Source organism: Ruegeria sp. BF12 (assembly GCF_056538705.1).
Map to the genome: position 1 here is coordinate 1 of NZ_JBQFTP010000023.1, position 16,481 is coordinate 16,481.

Below are 16,481 nucleotides of genomic sequence, written 5' to 3' on the forward strand. Positions count from 1 at the left end.
GTAATTGCACCGCTGCGGGCTGTTCATCCCCCGCGGCAACGCACCCGGCAATGCCTCGGTCTCAAAATCGTTCCCAAAGCCGGGCATGTAACCCTTGGAAATGGCGGCCTCATCATTAGCGATAGTCATTCCGCTATTCTTCTGGAGGTCAGTCATCAGGGTCTCCTGTTCAAACGATTCGGGCAGACTTTGAGCTTATGCTCAATAAACGTTTCAATTGCAACGAAGTCAATATTTTTGTTGCAGGTGCAACGAAGATCTGGCTTCAATGACGTTGAAAGGAAATTGATGCATGAGCACCAGAGACTTGCCTGAATTCGATTTGGAAGGGTTCTTGCCGTATCGACTTACAGTTCTGGCCGCGCACCTGAGCGCAGAAATGGCGCAACAATATAAAAACCAATTTGGAATCTCGAATTCCGAATGGCGCGTCCTTGTGAATGTTGGATATGCCGAGAATCCGTCGGTTCGGGACATTGAAAAAAGGGTCAATCTGGAAAAGTCAAAGGTCAGCCGCGCGGCGGCACGGCTCGAAGGCCGCGGCCTGATTACCAAAGTTGTGGATCCCGATGACCGACGGTTGGTCAATCTCGCTTTGACAGGCAAAGGCGCCGATCTTCTAAGTCAACTTGTCCCAATCGCGATGTCATTTCAATCCAGCCTAGAAGCCAAACTTGGCGAAGCCGAGGAAGCTCTGATAAACGCCCTCGATTTGCTGTCGGACGAACAGTAGAACTGAAAAAATCACGATTTTGGCAAACTGTAGGGTTCGGATTGCTCTTGGCCATGCCCGGGAAAACAAGGAAGGTGTTGTGGTAAAACTGATGTAAACCGAACAGCAGCCCAAAGCGCGTCTGTCCAAAAACTCGCATTGCCTGGTGCCACAGCTACACAATGCGCCTCGGTGGAGCATTGAACTGAGTGACGCGCCGAAAGTTTTGCGTATAAGGACCGCGTTGGCCGAGAATACGGCCTTTTTGACGCGCATCCGGATCGATGCCCATTTAGATCAACCGATTGCTCTTCGGTCTCACTTATTTTCAGTGACTGCCCTTGGGGACGGCAATAGCCCTCAGCAATCTGTCATGAGAAAGCCTCGGCTGCTTAGGGGGAGTTTCTTCGTCCCTGGGATTGCACCTATTTCCGCCAACTCGACTCGTTGCAAGTGCAACGACTTGATTTAGATCAAGTGGCGGTAATCCGATTCGAGATAATCATTGCAAATGCAACAATTATGGAGGAGGCCAAAATGAACGCTCAGACTCTCAAACTCGATCAAATTCATCACGTCGCATATCGCTGCAAGGATGCGAAGGAAACGGTCGAATTCTACACCAAAATGCTGAACATGGATTTTGTTCTGGCAATTGCCGAAGACCATGTTCCTTCGACGCATGAACCCGATCCATACATGCACCTGTTTTTGGACGCGGGTAACGGAAACGTGCTGGCGTTCTTCGAATTGCCGACCAAACCTGAAATGGGGCGCGATCCGAATACGCCGAAATGGGTCCAGCACATCGCGTTCAAGGTCAAAGACCGAGAAACGCTGATCGGGTTCAAGGAACACCTCGAAGCCAACGGCATAGATGTGCTGGGCGTCACCGATCACTCGATTTTCCATTCGATCTACTTCTTCGATCCCAACGGCCACCGTGTGGAACTGGCTTGTCCCGATCCAGAGGAAGAAGAAATGATCAAGCGGCTGGACGCGGTGAAATGGGACATGCTGGAAGAATGGTCGCGCACCAAGAAGGCGCCTCAGCATGCGGACTGGCTTCACGCCAAAGAGTTGGGGAAAAAGTGATGCTCAACACCTATGATTTTCCCAAATTTCCCTATGTGCAATCAGAGGATCAGAAATCCGGTCAATCGGTTCGCCACCCTGTCGTGATCGTCGGCGGTGGTCCGGTCGGGTTGACCGCAGCGCTGGACCTAGCTGCGCAAGGGATCAAGGTTGTTGTGCTGGACGACAACAACACGGTTTCGGTCGGTTCTCGGGCCGTCTGCTATGCCAAGCGTCCGCTAGAAATCTGGGATCGCCTTGGTGTAGGCGAGCGGATGATCGAAAAGGGCGTCGACTGGAAGCTGGGGCGTGTGTTCCTGCGCGATAAAGAGGTCTACACCTTCGATCTGTTGCCGGAAAACGGACACAAAATCCCAGCCTTCATCAACCTTCAGCAATACTATCTCGAAGAATACATGGTTGAAGCCTGTGATCGGAATTCGCTGATCGACATCCGGTGGAAACACAAGGTCGTGTCGCTGCACCAGCAGGATGACCATGTCGAGATGGCCGTTGAAACTCCTGACGGGATTTTCACCCTCGAAGCGGACTGGCTATTGGCCTGCGATGGAGCAAATTCGGATACCCGGCGCATGGTCGGGGCCGAATTTACCGGCCAGTTCTTTCAGGACCGTTTTCTGATCGCCGACATCGTAATGAAGGCGGATTTCCCGGCCGAACGTTGGTTCTGGTTCGATCCTGACTTTCACCGGGGGCAGTCGGCTCTGTTGCACAAGCAATCCGATGACGTCTGGCGGTTGGACTTTCAACTGGGCTGGGACGCTGACCCAGAGGTCGAAAAACGCCCTGAAAATATCATCCCCCGGGTCAGGGCAATGATTGGGGAGGATGTGGAATTCGAACTGGAATGGGCATCCGTCTATCAGTTCGCCTGCCGCCGCGTCGATCAGTTCCGTCACGGTCGCGTTCTGTTTGCCGGAGATGCGGCGCATCAGGTTTCCCCCTTCGGCGCACGCGGAGCCAACACCGGGGTTCAGGACATTGACAACCTGTCATGGAAACTGGCTGCCGTTCTGCGCGGCGAAGCCCCGGTTGCCCTGTTGGACACGTATCATGCCGAGCGGGCCTATGCTGCTGATGACAACTTGCTGAATTCAACCCGATCCACAGATTTCATCACGCCCAAGAGCGGCGCATCGAAACGGTTCCGCAACGCAGTTCTGCATCTTGCAAACGAGACCGAGTTCGCCCGACCGTTGGTCAATTCGGGCCGGTTGTCTACGCCTACGCCGTATCTGGACAGCGCGTTGAGCACGGCCGATGACTGCGCGTGGAAGGGGCGGATGGTGCCTGGCACCTGTGCTTCTGACGCGCCAGTAGTTTTGGATGGCAAGGATGGTTGGCTGCTGGATCAGTTCACTGGCGGTTTTGTCCTGCTTGCCTTGGGCGTTGAGGCTGAGCCGGTCGATGCCGGAGTCTTCACGCCGAAGGTGGTCACGTTGGGCAGCAGCTTTGACGATCCACAGGGGCTGGTGTCCGAGCGCTATGACGCGGCGGACGGCGCGCTGTATTTGATCCGCCCGGATCAGCATATCGCGGCCCGCTGGCGCAGTTTCGACGCGGACGCCGTAAAATCCGCGATTTCCAAAGCCACAGCGGGAGCTATCTGATGAGCCTGAACCTGACACCCAATATCGAGTCTCCGGACGATTTCTATCAGTTGCTCACAGATGCACAGCGCGATTTGACGGATGAAGACGCCAATGACATGAATGCGCGTCTGGTTCTGATCCTTGCCAACCAGATTGGATCACTGGACGATTTGAAAGAAGCAATTGAAATCGCAAAGTAAAGATCGCCACGCCCGCTTGGTCGGGCGTGGTTTTCCAGCCCGTCTTTAACGACACCTGAATCCGGCTGCGCTCCATCAAACGATAGCTGCCTATGCGCGCAGTTTGCGGAAAGTCCCAAGCCAAAAAATAGTTGCAAGGCGCCATAGTTCGAGGCGAGAGTTTTGAGGCCGACGCGGGCGATCAGAGCGGGCGCATGACAAAATGAAAAAAGCCATTAAAGCGGAAGACGCTGCTGAACTTATCCCTGATGGCGCCAGTCTTTTGATTGGAGGTTTCATGGGCGTTGGCACTCCGAACCGGATCATCGATGCCCTTGTTGCGCGGGGTGCCAAAGGCCTTGAGATCATTGCGAACGACACCGCGATGCCCGATGTCGGCATCGGCAAGCTGATCGCTGCGAATGCTGTGCGTCGTGTTGTGGCAAGCCATATCGGCCTCAACCCGCAGACGCAGGAAAAGATGATGTCCGGCGAGATCGAGGTTGAACTTGTCCCGCAAGGCACGCTGGTGGAACAGATACGTGCAGCAGGTGTTGGGCTCGGTGGAATCCTCACCCCGACTGGATTGGGCACCAGTGTTGCGGAAGGAAAAGAAATCGTGACCGTTGGCGATCGGGATTATCTTCTGGAGCAGGCCATTTCGGCCGAGTTCGCGCTGATCGCGGCCAAAAATTGCGACTATGTTGGCAATCTCGAGTATTCGCTGACCGCGCATAACTTTAATCCCGTCATGGCGCTTGCCGGAAGAACCGTGATTGCCGAACCCGAGCATATCCTGCCGGTTGGTGCTATTCCGCCTGACAGCGTCAAGACACCGGGTATTCTGGTGGATCATATTCTAGAAAGGGCGCGCAAATGACCCTGCCATCCAGCCCCAAAGACATCATTGCCCGGCGCGTGGCGCAAGAAATCAAATCGGGAATGCTCGTCAATCTGGGTATCGGCCTGCCGAGTTTGGTGGCCAATCATCTACCCTTGGACGCGGGCGTGTTCTTCCAGGCCGAGAATGGCGTTATCGGTCTGGGGGCCCGCCCGCCCGAGGGGATGGAGGACGAAAATCTGACGGATGCAGGCGGCGGCTTTGTCTCCGCAGTGCCGGGGGCTGCGTCCATCGACAGCGCAATGAGTTTCGGCATAATTCGCGGAGGCCACCTGGACATGACAGTCCTGGGTGGGCTGCAGGTTGATGCCATGGGGCGGCTGGCAAACTGGATGGTTCCGGGCAATCTGATACCGGGCATGGGTGGCGCAATGGATCTGGTTACCGGCGCCCGCCGCGTCATCGTCGCGATGCAGCATTCAGCAAAAGGTAAATCGAAGGTCGTGGCTGAATGTGACCTGCCTTTGACGTCGACCAGGCCCGTGGACCTGATAGTAACCGAACTGGCCGTTTTTGTGCCAACGCTGGACGGCTTGGTTCTCAGAGAGCTCGCTCCGGGCACAACTGTCGAAGAGGTCGCGCGCCATACGGAAGCTGGGTTTATCGTTGAAGACGATATCGGAGTTATGAACTTAGCGAACTGGACGAACTAACAGCGCACAGTGGTAGATCTGACCGGGGGTTAGACTTTGACCGCTTGCAATTCCTCGAGCAGATCCAACAGGTCGTCCAGTTTCTTGCGGCCCATCTGTGCCTCGATTTTGTCCGCAATCTCCAACGAAGCGGCAAGGTTCTCTTCCAGTATCTTGCGGCCCTCAACCGTGATCTTGACCATGGTTCGGCGCTTGTCCTGACTGTCTTGGCGGCGGCTGATCTGACATTCAGCCTCCATTGTACGTAAAATGCGGGTGAGGCTTGGCAGCAGCAGGCAAGCTTCGTGGGCGATGGTGCTTTGCTCGACCTCGCCCAATTCGTCCAGAACACGCAGGATTCGCCACTTCTGCTCGGTCAATTGAATGCCCTGCAGCATGTCGCGCACGGGGGCCATGACGGTTTCGCGGGCGCGCAGCAACGCAATCGGAAGAGAGCGCGCGGTGCTCTTTGTGTGGCTTTGAGTGTTCATGCCATCTTCTAGAGCGGCATTTCTGAAATTGCAAAGATTAACAAGGCAAGCACTTGACGGCGGGGACTCAAAAAAGTAAACATGTTAACAAATAAAGGAGAGCACATGCCACATTTTCACGTCGAATATTCCGGGAATCTGGAAGACAAGATCGACATGGCTGGCCTGTGTGAGTGCATCCGGGCAACGGCAGCTGACATCGACGCGTTTCCAATGCCGGGAATTCGTGTCCGCGCCGTGAGGGTCGATCATTTCGCCATTGCAGACGGCAATCCCGCGCATGGGTTCATCGACATTTCGATCCGTCTGCGCGCCGGACGACCCGACGAGGTTAAGCAGGACGCTACAACCCGCATTTTTGACGCGGTCAAGGCGTATCTGGCACCAGCCTTCCTACAGCATTCCATCGCGCTCTCGCTTGAGATGCGCGACATCGAACCGAACCTTTCGCCCAAAACCGGCACGATTCGGGACCATTTGACCGCGAATACCCAGGAGACCTGAAGCATGAGCGCACTGGATACAAATACCGATAAACTAGCGGGTTTCTTGGCGCGCTTCAAAGAGACAGGCATCAAGAACCGCATCGCCGGAGAGGATCGCGACGGGGCGGCAGGTGTGTTTCAGACTACATCACCGGTCGATAAATCGGTGATCTGCAACGTGGCGCATGGCACGGCAGACGACATCGATGCCGCAGCAAAAGCTGCCCACGCCGCCTTTGCCGAGTGGCGCGACATGCCCGCGACCGAGCGCCGTCGCATTCTGCTCAACGTGGCCGACGCCATTGAGGCGCGCGCCGAAGAAATTGCCCTGTGCGAATGCTGGGACACCGGCCAAACCTTGCGCTTTATGTCCAAGGCCGCGCTGCGCGGGGCCGAAAACTTCCGCTATTTCGCGGATCAGGTGGTTCAGGCTCGGGACGGCCAACACCTGAAGTCGCCTACGTTGATGAACATCACAACCCGCGTTCCGATCGGGCCGGTGGGCGTGATCACCCCGTGGAACACGCCGTTCATGCTGTCCACTTGGAAGATCGCTCCGGCGCTGGCGGCGGGTTGCACCGTGGTCCACAAGCCGGCCGAAGACAGCCCCCTCTCGGCCCGCCTGTTGGTGGAAGTCGCAGAAGAGGCCGGCCTGCCGAAGGGCGTGTTGAACACCGTCAACGGCTTTGGCCCTGATGCTGGCAAGGCGCTGACCGAACATCCGTTGATCAAGGCCATTGCCTTTGTCGGCGAAAGCCGTACCGGCAGCATCATTACCAAGCAGGGTGCTGACACGCTCAAGCGGATGCATCTGGAACTGGGCGGCAAGAACCCGGTGATCGTGTTCGATGACGCCGATCTGGATCGGGCACTGGATGCGGTGATCTTCATGATCTACTCGATCAACGGCGAACGCTGCACATCATCCTCACGTCTGCTGGTACAGGACACAATCAAGGAAGAGTTCGAGGCCAAACTGGTCGAGCGTGTGAACAACATCAAGGTCGGCCACCCGCTGGATCCGGCGACTGAGATTGGCCCGTTGGTGACAGAAGAGCACTACAACAAGGTGACCAGCTATTTCGACATTGCCAAAGAGGACGGCGCGACCATCGCGGCGGGAGGTGTCAAAGTCGGTGACGAAGGCTATTTCGTGCGTCCCACCTTGTTCACCGACGCCAACAACGACATGCGCATAGCGCGAGAGGAGATCTTTGGCCCGGTGCTGACCTCGATCCCGTTCTCGACCGAAGACGAAGCCCTGCAGATGGCCAATGACACCCCCTATGGTCTGACCGGTTACGTCTGGACCAACGACCTGACCCGCGCCCTGCGCTTTACCGACAAGCTTGAGGCCGGGATGATCTGGGTGAATTCGGAAAACGTGCGTCACCTGCCAACCCCCTTTGGTGGGGTCAAGGCCTCGGGCATCGGGCGGGACGGCGGCGACTGGTCCTTCGAGTTCTACATGGAACAGAAACATGTGGGCTTTGCCACCGGCCAGCACAAAATCATGCAGTTGGGCAAGCTGTAACAGCCTGCCCCAACAGAATCTGGAAGCGCGCGCACCTTAACCTCCAGGAGGAGAAAATGGGAGAAATCGTTCTTGCGGCCAAAATGACCCATGTGCCGACCATGCTGATGTCGGAACAGGAAGGCCCGGTCAAAGGCGCGCGTCAAGCCGCGATTGATGGCCACCGGGAGATTGCGCGGCGCGCAAAGGAACTGGGTGCCGATACGGTGGTGATTTGCGATACGCATTGGGTTGTGAACGCGGGTTTTCACATCAATTCGAATAAGCATTTCGAGGGCCTGTTCACCTCGAACGAATTCCCGCAATTCATCAAGGACCTGCCTTACGTATATGACGGTGACCCGGCGCTTGGGGATGCCATAGCCGACATCGCCACGAAAAAGGGCGTGCACACGCTCAGCCATCAGGTGGACAGCCTCGAGCTGGAGTACGGCACCCTTGTTCCAATGCGCTTCATGAGCCGCGAGGCGGATTTTAAGGTGGTCTCGATTGCCGCCTGGTGCACTGTTCACTGTCACGATGAAAGCCGCCTTGTTGGCGAAGCCATCCGCGAGGCGGTGGAGGCCAGCGACAGCAAGGTTCTGCTGGTCGCCTCCGGATCGCTGAGCCACAAGATCTGGCCGAACAAGGATTATGCCGCAAACAATGGTACATTCACCATCAGTTCCGAGTTCAACCGTCAGGTGGATCTGCATGTTCTGGACATGTGGCAGGCCGGAGATCACGCTACATTCCTGAAAATGCTTGGTGAATACGCAAAGTTCTGCTGCGGCGAAGGGTCGATGCATGACACCGCCATGCTCTACGGCGCTCTGGGTTGGGACTCGTATGTTGCGAAATGCGAGGTTGTTACCGAGTATTTTCCGTCCTCCGGAACCGGGCAAACCAATGTGATCTTCCCGGTAACCTGAACCAGCTGACAGGCGCGCAACGCCATTTTTGGAGAGGAGTCGATCATGGGAAAGATTGTACAGGCCGCGAAGATTACGCATGTGCCAAGTATCTGGATGTCCCACACGATGCCGAAATACAAAGGCATCCGCCAACCTGCCATCGATGGCTATGCGCGCCTGCGTCAGGATGCGATCGACCGGAAGGTCGACACCTTTGTCGTTTTCGACACCCACTGGATCACCAATCAGGGCTTTCACCTGAACACGAAAGAACACCACAAAGGCCGTTTCATCAGCCACGAACTACCGCACATGCTGGCGGATATGGAGTTCGACTATCGCGGTGATCACGAGTTGGGGGAAACCATCCTGGACGTTCTGCGTGAGCGTGGAGAACGGGCGCTAGGCCATTCGCACCCCGACATGGGCATGGAATATGGCACCCTTCTGCCGATGCATTTCATCAATGATGGCGTAAACGCGCGCGTCCTGCCTGTCGCGGTCAATCAGTTCTCGTCCATTGCCGAAAACCGGGTCTGGGGCGAGGCGATTGCCGAGGGCATCCGGCGGTCCGGGCGCAATGTCTCGATATTGGCCTCGGGCTCGCTCAGCCATGATTTTTCGCCCAACGAACGTTCGCAGGACGGACTGAACTCGGTCAACGGTGAGTTCAATCGCCAGATGGACCTGCGCGTGTTGGAGCTGTGGGAGCAGGGCCGTTTCGAAGAATTCCTCGCGCTTTTGCCCGACTACGCAAAGAAATGCGCAGGCGAGTGCGCCATGAACGATACCGCCCTGCTGTTCGGAGCCCTTGGCTGGGGCAGCTACAAGGGTGAGATCGACATCTACACGCCTTATTTCGGAAGCTCCGGCACAGGTCAGGCCAATGTCAGCTTTTCGGTCTGACGCAGGATTACAGGAACCAACAGAATGACAGAACTGCGTCTCAACGACCCCTCTTTGCTGATCCAGGCAGCGAAAGTTGGTACGAATTGGGTTGGCACCGCCGATGCGGTGGACACAATCGACGTCACCAACCCGGCGACCGGCGAGCTTATCGGCAAGGTCCCCAAACTTGGGGCGACCGAAACTGCCACTGCCATTGCGGAAGCGCAAAACGCTCAGAAAGACTGGGCGGCCCGCACCGCGAAGGAGCGTAGCCAGATTCTGCGACGCTGGTTCGATCTGATGATGGAACATCAGGACGATCTGGGCGCAATCCTGACAGCCGAACAGGGCAAGCCGCTGGCTGAGGCGAAGGGTGAGATTGCCTATGGCGCGTCCTTTATTGAGTGGTTCGCCGAAGAGGCGCGCCGCGCCTATGGCGATGTGACGCCCGGCCACGCGCCGGATAAGCGGATCGTAACTATAAAGCAACCGATCGGGGTGGTTGCGGCGATCACACCGTGGAACTTCCCCAATGCCATGATTACCCGCAAGGCCGGTCCAGCCTTTGCCGCAGGCTGTTCCATGGTGTTGAAACCGGCCAGCCAGACGCCATTCTCGGCCATTGCATTGGCGGAACTGGCTGATCGGGCGGGTCTTCCGAACGGGTTGTTCTCGGTCCTGACCGGGTCCGCGCGCGGGATCGGGGGAGAGATGACCTCCAGCAAGATCGTGCAGAAGCTGACCTTTACCGGTTCCACCGAGATCGGCGCGCTGCTTTACGCCCAATGCGCTCCAACGATCAAGAAACTGGGGTTGGAACTGGGCGGCAACGCGCCGTTCATCGTGTTCGACGATGCCGATCTGGACGCGGCTGTCGAGGGTGTCGTGATCGCCAAGTTCCGCAACAACGGCCAGACCTGCGTCTGCGCCAACCGCATTTACGTTCAGGCCGGTGTCTATGACGCCTTTGCCGAAAAACTTGCTGGAAAAGTCGCAACCTTGCCGACCGGTAACGGATTTGACGAAGGCATAATTTTTGGTCCCCTGATTGATCAGGCCGCCGTCGAAAAAGTGGCCGAACATGTCGCCGACGCGACCGGGAAAGGTGCGACTGTGACGCTGGGCGGCAAGGCCCACGAATTGGGCGGTACCTTTTTTGAGCCTACCATTCTGACCGGCGTAACCTCGGATATGGCGGTGGCCACCGAAGAAACCTTTGGCCCTGTCGCCCCGCTGTTCAAATTTGACACTGAAAGCGAAGTTGTCGACGCAGCGAATAATACCGACTTTGGTTTGGCGTCTTACTTCTACTCTCGCGATCTCGCCCGCGTCTGGCGCGTTTCCGAGGCGTTGGAATACGGCATGGTCGGGATCAATACCGGCCTGATCTCGACCGCCGAAGCGCCATTTGGCGGAGTTAAGATGTCTGGTCTAGGCCGTGAAGGTTCGCGCCACGGGCTGGATGACTTCATGGAACTGAAATACCTGTGCATGGGTGGCATTGACGCCGCCAAGGAGGCCTGATGCGCTTTGCAACTTACACCGCCAAAGGAGCGACCTATTTCGGTGCCATCACCGATAAAGGCGCAATCGCGCTGAACGACGCCTTCCCCGATCAGGCCAGCCTCTATGAGGTGATCGCCGCGGGCGATTTTGACAAACTGACCGGGGCAGCAGAGGGCCGCGAAGTGACGCATGCAGAGTTCACTTATGAAATGGTGATGCCGGATGTCCGCCGTATCCTCTGCGTCGGCGTGAACTTTCCCGACCGCAATGCGGAATACAAGGATGGCAGCGCACAGCCCAAATACATGTCGCTGTTCCCGCGCTTTGCGAGCGGATTTACAGGCCATGACCGCCCGCTGATCCGTCCGCCGGAAAACCACACGCTGGATTACGAGGGCGAGGTCGCCATCGTAATCGGAAAGACCGGCCGCCGGATTTCGCAGGAGGATGCTTATAACCACATCGCAGCGCTGACCCTGTGTAACGAGGGTACGATCCGCGATTGGGTTCGGCACGCCAAATTCAACGTCACGCAGGGCAAGAACTGGGATAACTCGGGCGCAATCGGCCCATGGCTGGTGCCCTTCACTGATGCGGCGCAACTGGATGATGCGCGCATTCAGACCCGCGTGAATGGCGAACTGCGCCAGGACGACACATTGAACCGCATGATGTTCCCGATCCGGCACGAGATCGAGTATATCTCGACTTTCATGACCCTGCAGCCAGGTGACATCATCGTCACTGGCACCCCCACAGGGGCAGGGGCGCGGTTTGATCCCCCGAAATATCTGGCGCCGGGCGACATGGTCGAGGTTTCGGTCAAAGGCATCGGCACGCTGCGCAACACGGTTGAGGACGAACAGGTATGACCCCCGAGGATCACAACCGCGCTGCCGCTGACTTGCTACAGGCAGAGCGTACGCGCGAGCAGATTGGCCTGCTGACCTTGCGCCATCCCGAGATGGGGATGGATGACGCATATGAGGTACAGAACGCCATCTATCGCCAGAAGCTGACCGAAGGGCGCAAGGTGATCGGCTGGAAGATCGGGCTGACCTCGAAGGCGATGCAATATGCGCTGAATATAGACATCCCCGACAGCGGTATTCTGTTCGATGACATGGCGTTCGAAAATGGCGCGACCGTACCCGCGAACCGCTTCATCCAGCCTCGGATCGAAGCCGAAATCGCGTTCGTCATGAAATCTGCAGTGGGCGGTGAACATGTCACCCGCGACGATATCATTGCGGCCACGGATTACGTCGCCCCGTCGATTGAGATCCTCGACACGCGCATTCAACGAGTGGACCCCGAAACCAGTAAAGCACGCACAGTTTTTGACACGATCAGTGATAATGCCGCCAATGCGGGCATTGTTCTGGGCAACGACCGGCACGCGGTCGAAGCCTGTGACCTGCGCTGGGTCGGCGCACTGACTTTCCGCAATGGCGAAATCGAAGAAACGGGGCTGGGCGCGGGAGTGCTGAATGACCCGGTCGAAAGCGTAGTCTGGCTGGCCCGCCGCATGGCGCAATACGGCCAAAGCATCGAACCCGGTCAGGTGATCCTGTCGGGCAGCTTCATCCGCCCAGTTGAATGCCCCTCGGGCACGGAAATCCACGCGGATTTCGGTCCGTTCGGATCGGTCGATATCAATTTTGCCTGAAGGAGCGCTGTGAATGCCTGCGCCAAAGAACACGTTCAAAGCGGCCCTGGCAGCCGGAAAGCCTCAGGTCGGTTGTTGGGTCGGCATGGCCGACGCCTACGCCGCCGAAATCGCCGCGACCGCACGGTTCGACTGGCTGTTGGTTGACGGGGAACATGCGCCAAACGACTTGCGCTCGGTACTGGAACAGGTGCGCGTGATCGAAGGATCGGGTAGTGCACCCGTCGCGCGCCTGCCGATCGGCGAGGCGTGGATGATCAAACAGTATCTGGATGCGGGCATTCAGAACATTCTGGTGCCGATGGTCGAAAGTGGTGATCAGGCGCGGGATCTGGTGCGCGCTGTACAATACCCGCCTCATGGAGTGCGCGGCGTCGGTTCAGCGCTTGCGCGCGCGTCGCGCTTTGCTGCGATCCCGGATTATCTGGCAACCGCGGATGATCAGATCTGCTTGCTGGTGCAGGTTGAAGACCGCGCCGGGCTTGAGGCGTTGGATGACATTCTGGCCACCGATGTAGATGGTGTTTTTGTCGGCCCCTCGGATTTGGCCGCCGATATGGGGCATATCGGTAACGCGGGTCACCCCGAAGTGGTCGTGGCAGTTCTGGACGCCATCACCCGCATCGTGGCGGCGGGCAAGGCGGCAGGTATCCTGACACTTGATCCTGAGATGCAGCGTAAGTGTCTGGATCTGGGCGTTACCTTTCTGGCCACCAGTATCGACGTCACGCTGTTTGCCAAGGCTGTGCGCGATGCAGCTGATGCCGGTTTGCGCCTGGTGGTAGATCGGATGGGTGATTGCCGCCCCATGCAGGCTTCTAGCCAAAGCCGATAGCATTTCCTTTCGCGGCACTAGAAATTCGAGGGATACTACTGATTTCGAACAGTTCAGCATCGCAGTCCAACGCGACCAATTCTGTACGTGAAACGCCAGGGCAAGAGCATGCGTACAGCATGTACCGAAACACGCTTAACGACTACGGAGCAGGCTGGATCGGAGCACAATGATGCGTTTTCTCCTGGCACTGCTTCTTCTTACCGGACCGCTTGCCGCCCACCCGCACACCAAAGTCGAACAGCAAGCCATTCTTTCCATAGGTCTCGAGCGTGCGGCCATACGTATCCGCATCTTGCCCTCGTATGATGAAGGCGCAGAGATCTTTGCCCATATCGACTTGGATGGCGACGGAAAGGTCCCGGAAGCAGAGGTACTACACTTCGCAGAGGAGGTGGCCTCGGAAACGGGTTGGCCATTGATGGAAGCAAGACCACCTTCGACAATCTGGCGGTTGCAATGCCGGATTCACATGGCGTCGTATCCGGCAACGGGATGATCGAAGTCAAAGCCGATGCGCGGTTTTCCACACTAAGTGGCGCTGAGCACGTGATAGGCTTCTCGATCAGCTATGCAGAGCTAACACACGATTGGTTCGTTCAGCCGTTCTTTTTTTGGTGAAGTGCAGGAAGCCTTTCCCAAAAAGGGCATAGAGTGACCCGCACACGGGTTACGAGTGACAGTCAAGTTGTCTGGAAAATGATATCGCTGCCATGGCTGTTTGATATGCGTTCGACACGAAAGGCCGGAAGCTGGGGCTGATACATCCTCAGCGCAAACCCGTCACCGAAACACTCAGGTGGCGGGTGAGATAATAGAAGACACTTATCGATTGGCTCAGAGCTTGATGCGGAAAGCTGCGAAGCCGTCCGAGCCTTCCCCGGCATCCTCGATTGAGACACCTTTGACGTCATCCATGTAGTCCCGGGCTTTTGGACCGGTCTCGAACAACACTGTCGTGCCCTCAAGCGGAGCAAACGACCAGTTGGCATCTGCTTTTGGGTCGATTGTGCCTTGCTCGACAATATAGCGCACGATGACGTCACGGTTGGTGTCCGGGGCCTCAAAGACGATTGTGTCACCCAGCGCACCGGGGAACGAGCCGCCGCCGGATGCACGGTAGTTGTTGGTGGCGATGATGAATTCCATGTCATCCGTGACGGGTTCGCCGTTGAAGGCAAGGTTCACGATCCGGGCAGCATCGGGATTTACCTCCTCACCTTTCGGTCCAAAGCGCGAAGCCTGGGACAGGTCGATTTGATAAGTTACACCGTCCATCACATCGAAATTGTAGGACGGGAACTCAGGGTTCAGCAGGATCGCATCCTCTGAGCCTGCTTCAACTTGATTGAACATGCCGGCAGAGCGCTCCAACCAACCCCGCACCTGCGCACCATTCACACGCACCGCGCGCACTGTGTTTGGGTAGAGGTAGAGATCTGCTACGTTTTTAATTGCAACGTCGCCGACAGGAACATCTGTATAGTATTCCGGGCCACCTCGACCGCCAGCCTTGAACGGTGCTGCTGCCGATAGGATCGGCAGACCTTCGTGCTCGGTGCCTTTCAGCATCTCTTCAACATACCATTTCTGCGCGATCGACACGATCTGGACAGATGGGTCATCCGCGACCAGCGCGAAGTAGCTGTGCAACGGGGCCGAGGTTTTGCCGACCGCACGACGAACATAGGCCAAGGTTTCATCGTGATCCTTCGCGGCCGAGTCGAGAACCTTCTGATCGTCGCCGACCAGAGCAGTTACCGAACGGTCTTCGTTACGTTTGGAAATGGGTCGTGCCTCGGACGTTGTGGTAACCACCCGCCATTCATTTCCGTCCCGCTCCAGCAGCAGGTCCAGCAGGCCAAGATGCGACCCCCAAAAGCCGCCCATGACCGCAGGTTTGCCCATCAGGGTGCCTTTTTCCACATCAATGCCCGGACGGTCTGCAAAGGTCGGCGACGGGAAGACAAGGTGATTGTGACCGGTAACCAGCGCATCGATCCCGTCGACACCAGCCAGAACGACCGAAGCGTTTTCCATACCCTCTTCATGATCGGCGGCACCAATCCCCGAATGTGACAGGGCGATGATCAGATCGCACCCCTGTTCCTTCATTTCGGGTACATAGGCTTGTGCCGTTTCGACGATGTCGCGGGTTTGAACGTTGCCGTCCAGATGTCTACGGTCCCAGCTCATGATCTGCGGTGGCGTAAAGCCGATGACGCCGATTTTGATCGGATGTTTAGTTCCGTCGCCCAATTCGATTTCACGGTCGAGAATGGCGTAGGGCTGCACAAGCGTCTTGTCGTCGCGAGGGGTCGCCCCTTTCTCTTTTGCGACATTGGCCAGAACAACCGGGAAGTCCGCCCCGGCCAGAGCCTTGTCCAAGAATTCCAGGCCGTAGTTGAATTCGTGGTTCCCCAATGTAGCAGCATCGTAGCCGACCGTGTTGAATGCGGTGATAATTGGGTGGCTGTCCCCTTCTTTCATACCCCGCTCATAGGCGATGTAGTCGCCCATCGGATTACCCTGTAGAAAGTCACCATTGTCGACCAGAAGTGAGTTCGTCGCTTCGGATCGGATTTCATTGATGATCGAAGCTGTGCGGGACAGGCCCACCGTGTCACGAGGTTTGTCCGCATAGTAGTCATAAGGGAAGACATGGACATGAATGTCCGTGGTTTCCATGATCCGCAAATGCGCTTGATTGTTGGCCGCAGCAGCCGAGAATGGGTGCAGAGTTATGGCTGCAGCACTGGCAGTTGTTGTGGCGAGAAACTGGCGACGAGAAATTTTGGAGCGGCTGGAGAAAGACATATGTCACCTTTCAGGTTCATGGGTTAACGCGCCTTTTGCGGGCTTTTCACAACAACGATATGACATGGGCTGCCAACACATCTGGCGCATTGTTTTTTGGGCGTAATGACCCTCACCATACCCCAACTTCACGCGCTTGCCAGGGCAGGATACGCTACCAATCGACAACATGTGCGGCGAGGGCGATTGTCGACCGGATGACCATCGGGAACCTGTGGTGACGAGTAGCGACCCGCCGCCAGTCCTAAAACT

The 16,481-nt window shown here is 56.9% G+C and carries 18 protein-coding genes; 15 read left to right on the top strand and 3 right to left on the bottom strand.

Going from position 1 to position 16,481, the window contains the following annotated elements; genetic code table 11:
• Nucleotides 1-156 (bottom strand): homogentisate 1,2-dioxygenase (locus ACR0J0_RS22010; protein ID WP_480666167.1); only part of this gene is annotated, 156 nt, incomplete at its 3' end.
• A 136-nt stretch (nt 157-292) separates the two neighbouring features.
• On the opposite strand from ACR0J0_RS22010, the gene ACR0J0_RS22015 reads away from it, so the two are divergent.
• The 6 genes from ACR0J0_RS22015 (at nt 293) to ACR0J0_RS22040 (ending at nt 5,132) form a co-directional block, all read left to right on the top strand.
• Nucleotides 293-733, top strand: coding sequence for a MarR family winged helix-turn-helix transcriptional regulator (locus ACR0J0_RS22015; protein ID WP_480666130.1), 441 nt, complete (start codon nt 293-295; stop codon nt 731-733).
• Nucleotides 734-1,249: 516 nt separating this feature from the next.
• A complete protein-coding gene (locus ACR0J0_RS22020) occupies nt 1,250-1,807 on the top strand; it encodes a VOC family protein (RefSeq protein WP_480666131.1) in 558 nt (185 codons plus the stop codon).
• A complete protein-coding gene (locus tag ACR0J0_RS22025) occupies nt 1,807-3,417 on the top strand; it encodes an FAD-dependent oxidoreductase (RefSeq protein ID WP_480666132.1) in 1,611 nt (536 codons plus the stop codon). The genes ACR0J0_RS22020 and ACR0J0_RS22025 overlap by 1 nt, the downstream gene beginning before the upstream one ends.
• Nucleotides 3,417-3,599 (top strand): DUF2783 domain-containing protein, encoded by a 183-nt coding sequence (locus ACR0J0_RS22030; RefSeq protein WP_480666133.1) that lies wholly within the window; start codon nt 3,417-3,419, stop codon nt 3,597-3,599. Before ACR0J0_RS22025 ends, ACR0J0_RS22030 begins: the two co-directional genes overlap by 1 nt.
• Nucleotides 3,600-3,801: 202 nt before the next feature.
• On the top strand, nt 3,802-4,458 hold the full coding sequence (locus ACR0J0_RS22035; protein WP_480666134.1) for a CoA transferase subunit A: 657 nt from the start codon (nt 3,802-3,804) through the stop codon (nt 4,456-4,458).
• Nucleotides 4,455-5,132, top strand: coding sequence for a 3-oxoacid CoA-transferase subunit B (locus ACR0J0_RS22040; protein ID WP_480666135.1), 678 nt, complete (start codon nt 4,455-4,457; stop codon nt 5,130-5,132). The genes ACR0J0_RS22035 and ACR0J0_RS22040 overlap by 4 nt, the downstream gene beginning before the upstream one ends.
• 29 nt (nt 5,133-5,161) lie before the next feature.
• On the opposite strand, the gene hpaR is transcribed toward ACR0J0_RS22040, so the two are convergent.
• Nucleotides 5,162-5,602 carry a homoprotocatechuate degradation operon regulator HpaR gene (gene hpaR / locus ACR0J0_RS22045; protein ID WP_480666136.1) on the bottom strand — a complete coding sequence of 147 codons (441 nt, stop codon included), beginning with the start codon at nt 5,600-5,602 and terminating at the stop codon, nt 5,162-5,164.
• 105 nt (nt 5,603-5,707) lie between these two features.
• On the opposite strand from hpaR, the gene ACR0J0_RS22050 reads away from it, so the two are divergent.
• The 9 genes from ACR0J0_RS22050 to ACR0J0_RS22090 all read left to right on the top strand — a co-directional run bounded on the left by ACR0J0_RS22050 (nt 5,708) and on the right by ACR0J0_RS22090 (nt 13,911).
• The gene (locus ACR0J0_RS22050; protein WP_480666137.1) at nt 5,708-6,106 is read left to right on the top strand and encodes a 5-carboxymethyl-2-hydroxymuconate Delta-isomerase; all 399 of its coding nucleotides are present in this window, start codon (nt 5,708-5,710) and stop codon (nt 6,104-6,106) included.
• Nucleotides 6,107-6,109: 3 nt separating this feature from the next.
• Nucleotides 6,110-7,621 carry a 5-carboxymethyl-2-hydroxymuconate semialdehyde dehydrogenase gene (gene hpaE / locus ACR0J0_RS22055; RefSeq protein WP_480666138.1) on the top strand — a complete coding sequence of 504 codons (1,512 nt, stop codon included), beginning with the start codon at nt 6,110-6,112 and terminating at the stop codon, nt 7,619-7,621.
• 56 nt (nt 7,622-7,677) lie between these two features.
• A complete protein-coding gene (hpaD, locus tag ACR0J0_RS22060; RefSeq protein WP_480666139.1) occupies nt 7,678-8,532 on the top strand; it encodes a 3,4-dihydroxyphenylacetate 2,3-dioxygenase in 855 nt (284 codons plus the stop codon).
• A 45-nt stretch (nt 8,533-8,577) separates the two neighbouring features.
• A complete protein-coding gene (gene hpaD, locus ACR0J0_RS22065; RefSeq protein WP_480666140.1) occupies nt 8,578-9,420 on the top strand; it encodes a 3,4-dihydroxyphenylacetate 2,3-dioxygenase in 843 nt (280 codons plus the stop codon).
• Between the two features lie 24 nt (nt 9,421-9,444).
• Nucleotides 9,445-10,926 (top strand): NAD-dependent succinate-semialdehyde dehydrogenase, encoded by a 1,482-nt coding sequence (locus tag ACR0J0_RS22070; protein WP_480666141.1) that lies wholly within the window; start codon nt 9,445-9,447, stop codon nt 10,924-10,926.
• Entirely contained in the window at nt 10,926-11,780 is an 855-nt protein-coding gene (locus ACR0J0_RS22075; RefSeq protein ID WP_480666142.1) for a fumarylacetoacetate hydrolase family protein, read from the top strand. Before ACR0J0_RS22070 ends, ACR0J0_RS22075 begins: the two co-directional genes overlap by 1 nt.
• Nucleotides 11,777-12,577 carry a 2-oxo-hept-4-ene-1,7-dioate hydratase gene (hpaH, locus tag ACR0J0_RS22080; RefSeq protein WP_480666143.1) on the top strand — a complete coding sequence of 267 codons (801 nt, stop codon included), beginning with the start codon at nt 11,777-11,779 and terminating at the stop codon, nt 12,575-12,577. Before ACR0J0_RS22075 ends, hpaH begins: the two co-directional genes overlap by 4 nt.
• 13 nt (nt 12,578-12,590) lie before the next feature.
• Nucleotides 12,591-13,412, top strand: a complete 822-nt coding sequence (locus ACR0J0_RS22085; RefSeq protein ID WP_480666144.1) for an aldolase/citrate lyase family protein — start codon at nt 12,591-12,593, stop codon at nt 13,410-13,412.
• Between the two features lie 169 nt (nt 13,413-13,581).
• A complete protein-coding gene (locus ACR0J0_RS22090) occupies nt 13,582-13,911 on the top strand; it encodes a hypothetical protein (RefSeq protein ID WP_480666145.1) in 330 nt (109 codons plus the stop codon).
• 338 nt (nt 13,912-14,249) lie between these two features.
• On the opposite strand, the gene ACR0J0_RS22095 is transcribed toward ACR0J0_RS22090, so the two are convergent.
• The gene (locus ACR0J0_RS22095) at nt 14,250-16,229 is read right to left on the bottom strand and encodes a bifunctional 2',3'-cyclic-nucleotide 2'-phosphodiesterase/3'-nucleotidase (RefSeq protein WP_480666146.1); all 1,980 of its coding nucleotides are present in this window, start codon (nt 16,227-16,229) and stop codon (nt 14,250-14,252) included.
• Between the last annotated feature and the right edge of the window lie 252 nt (nt 16,230-16,481).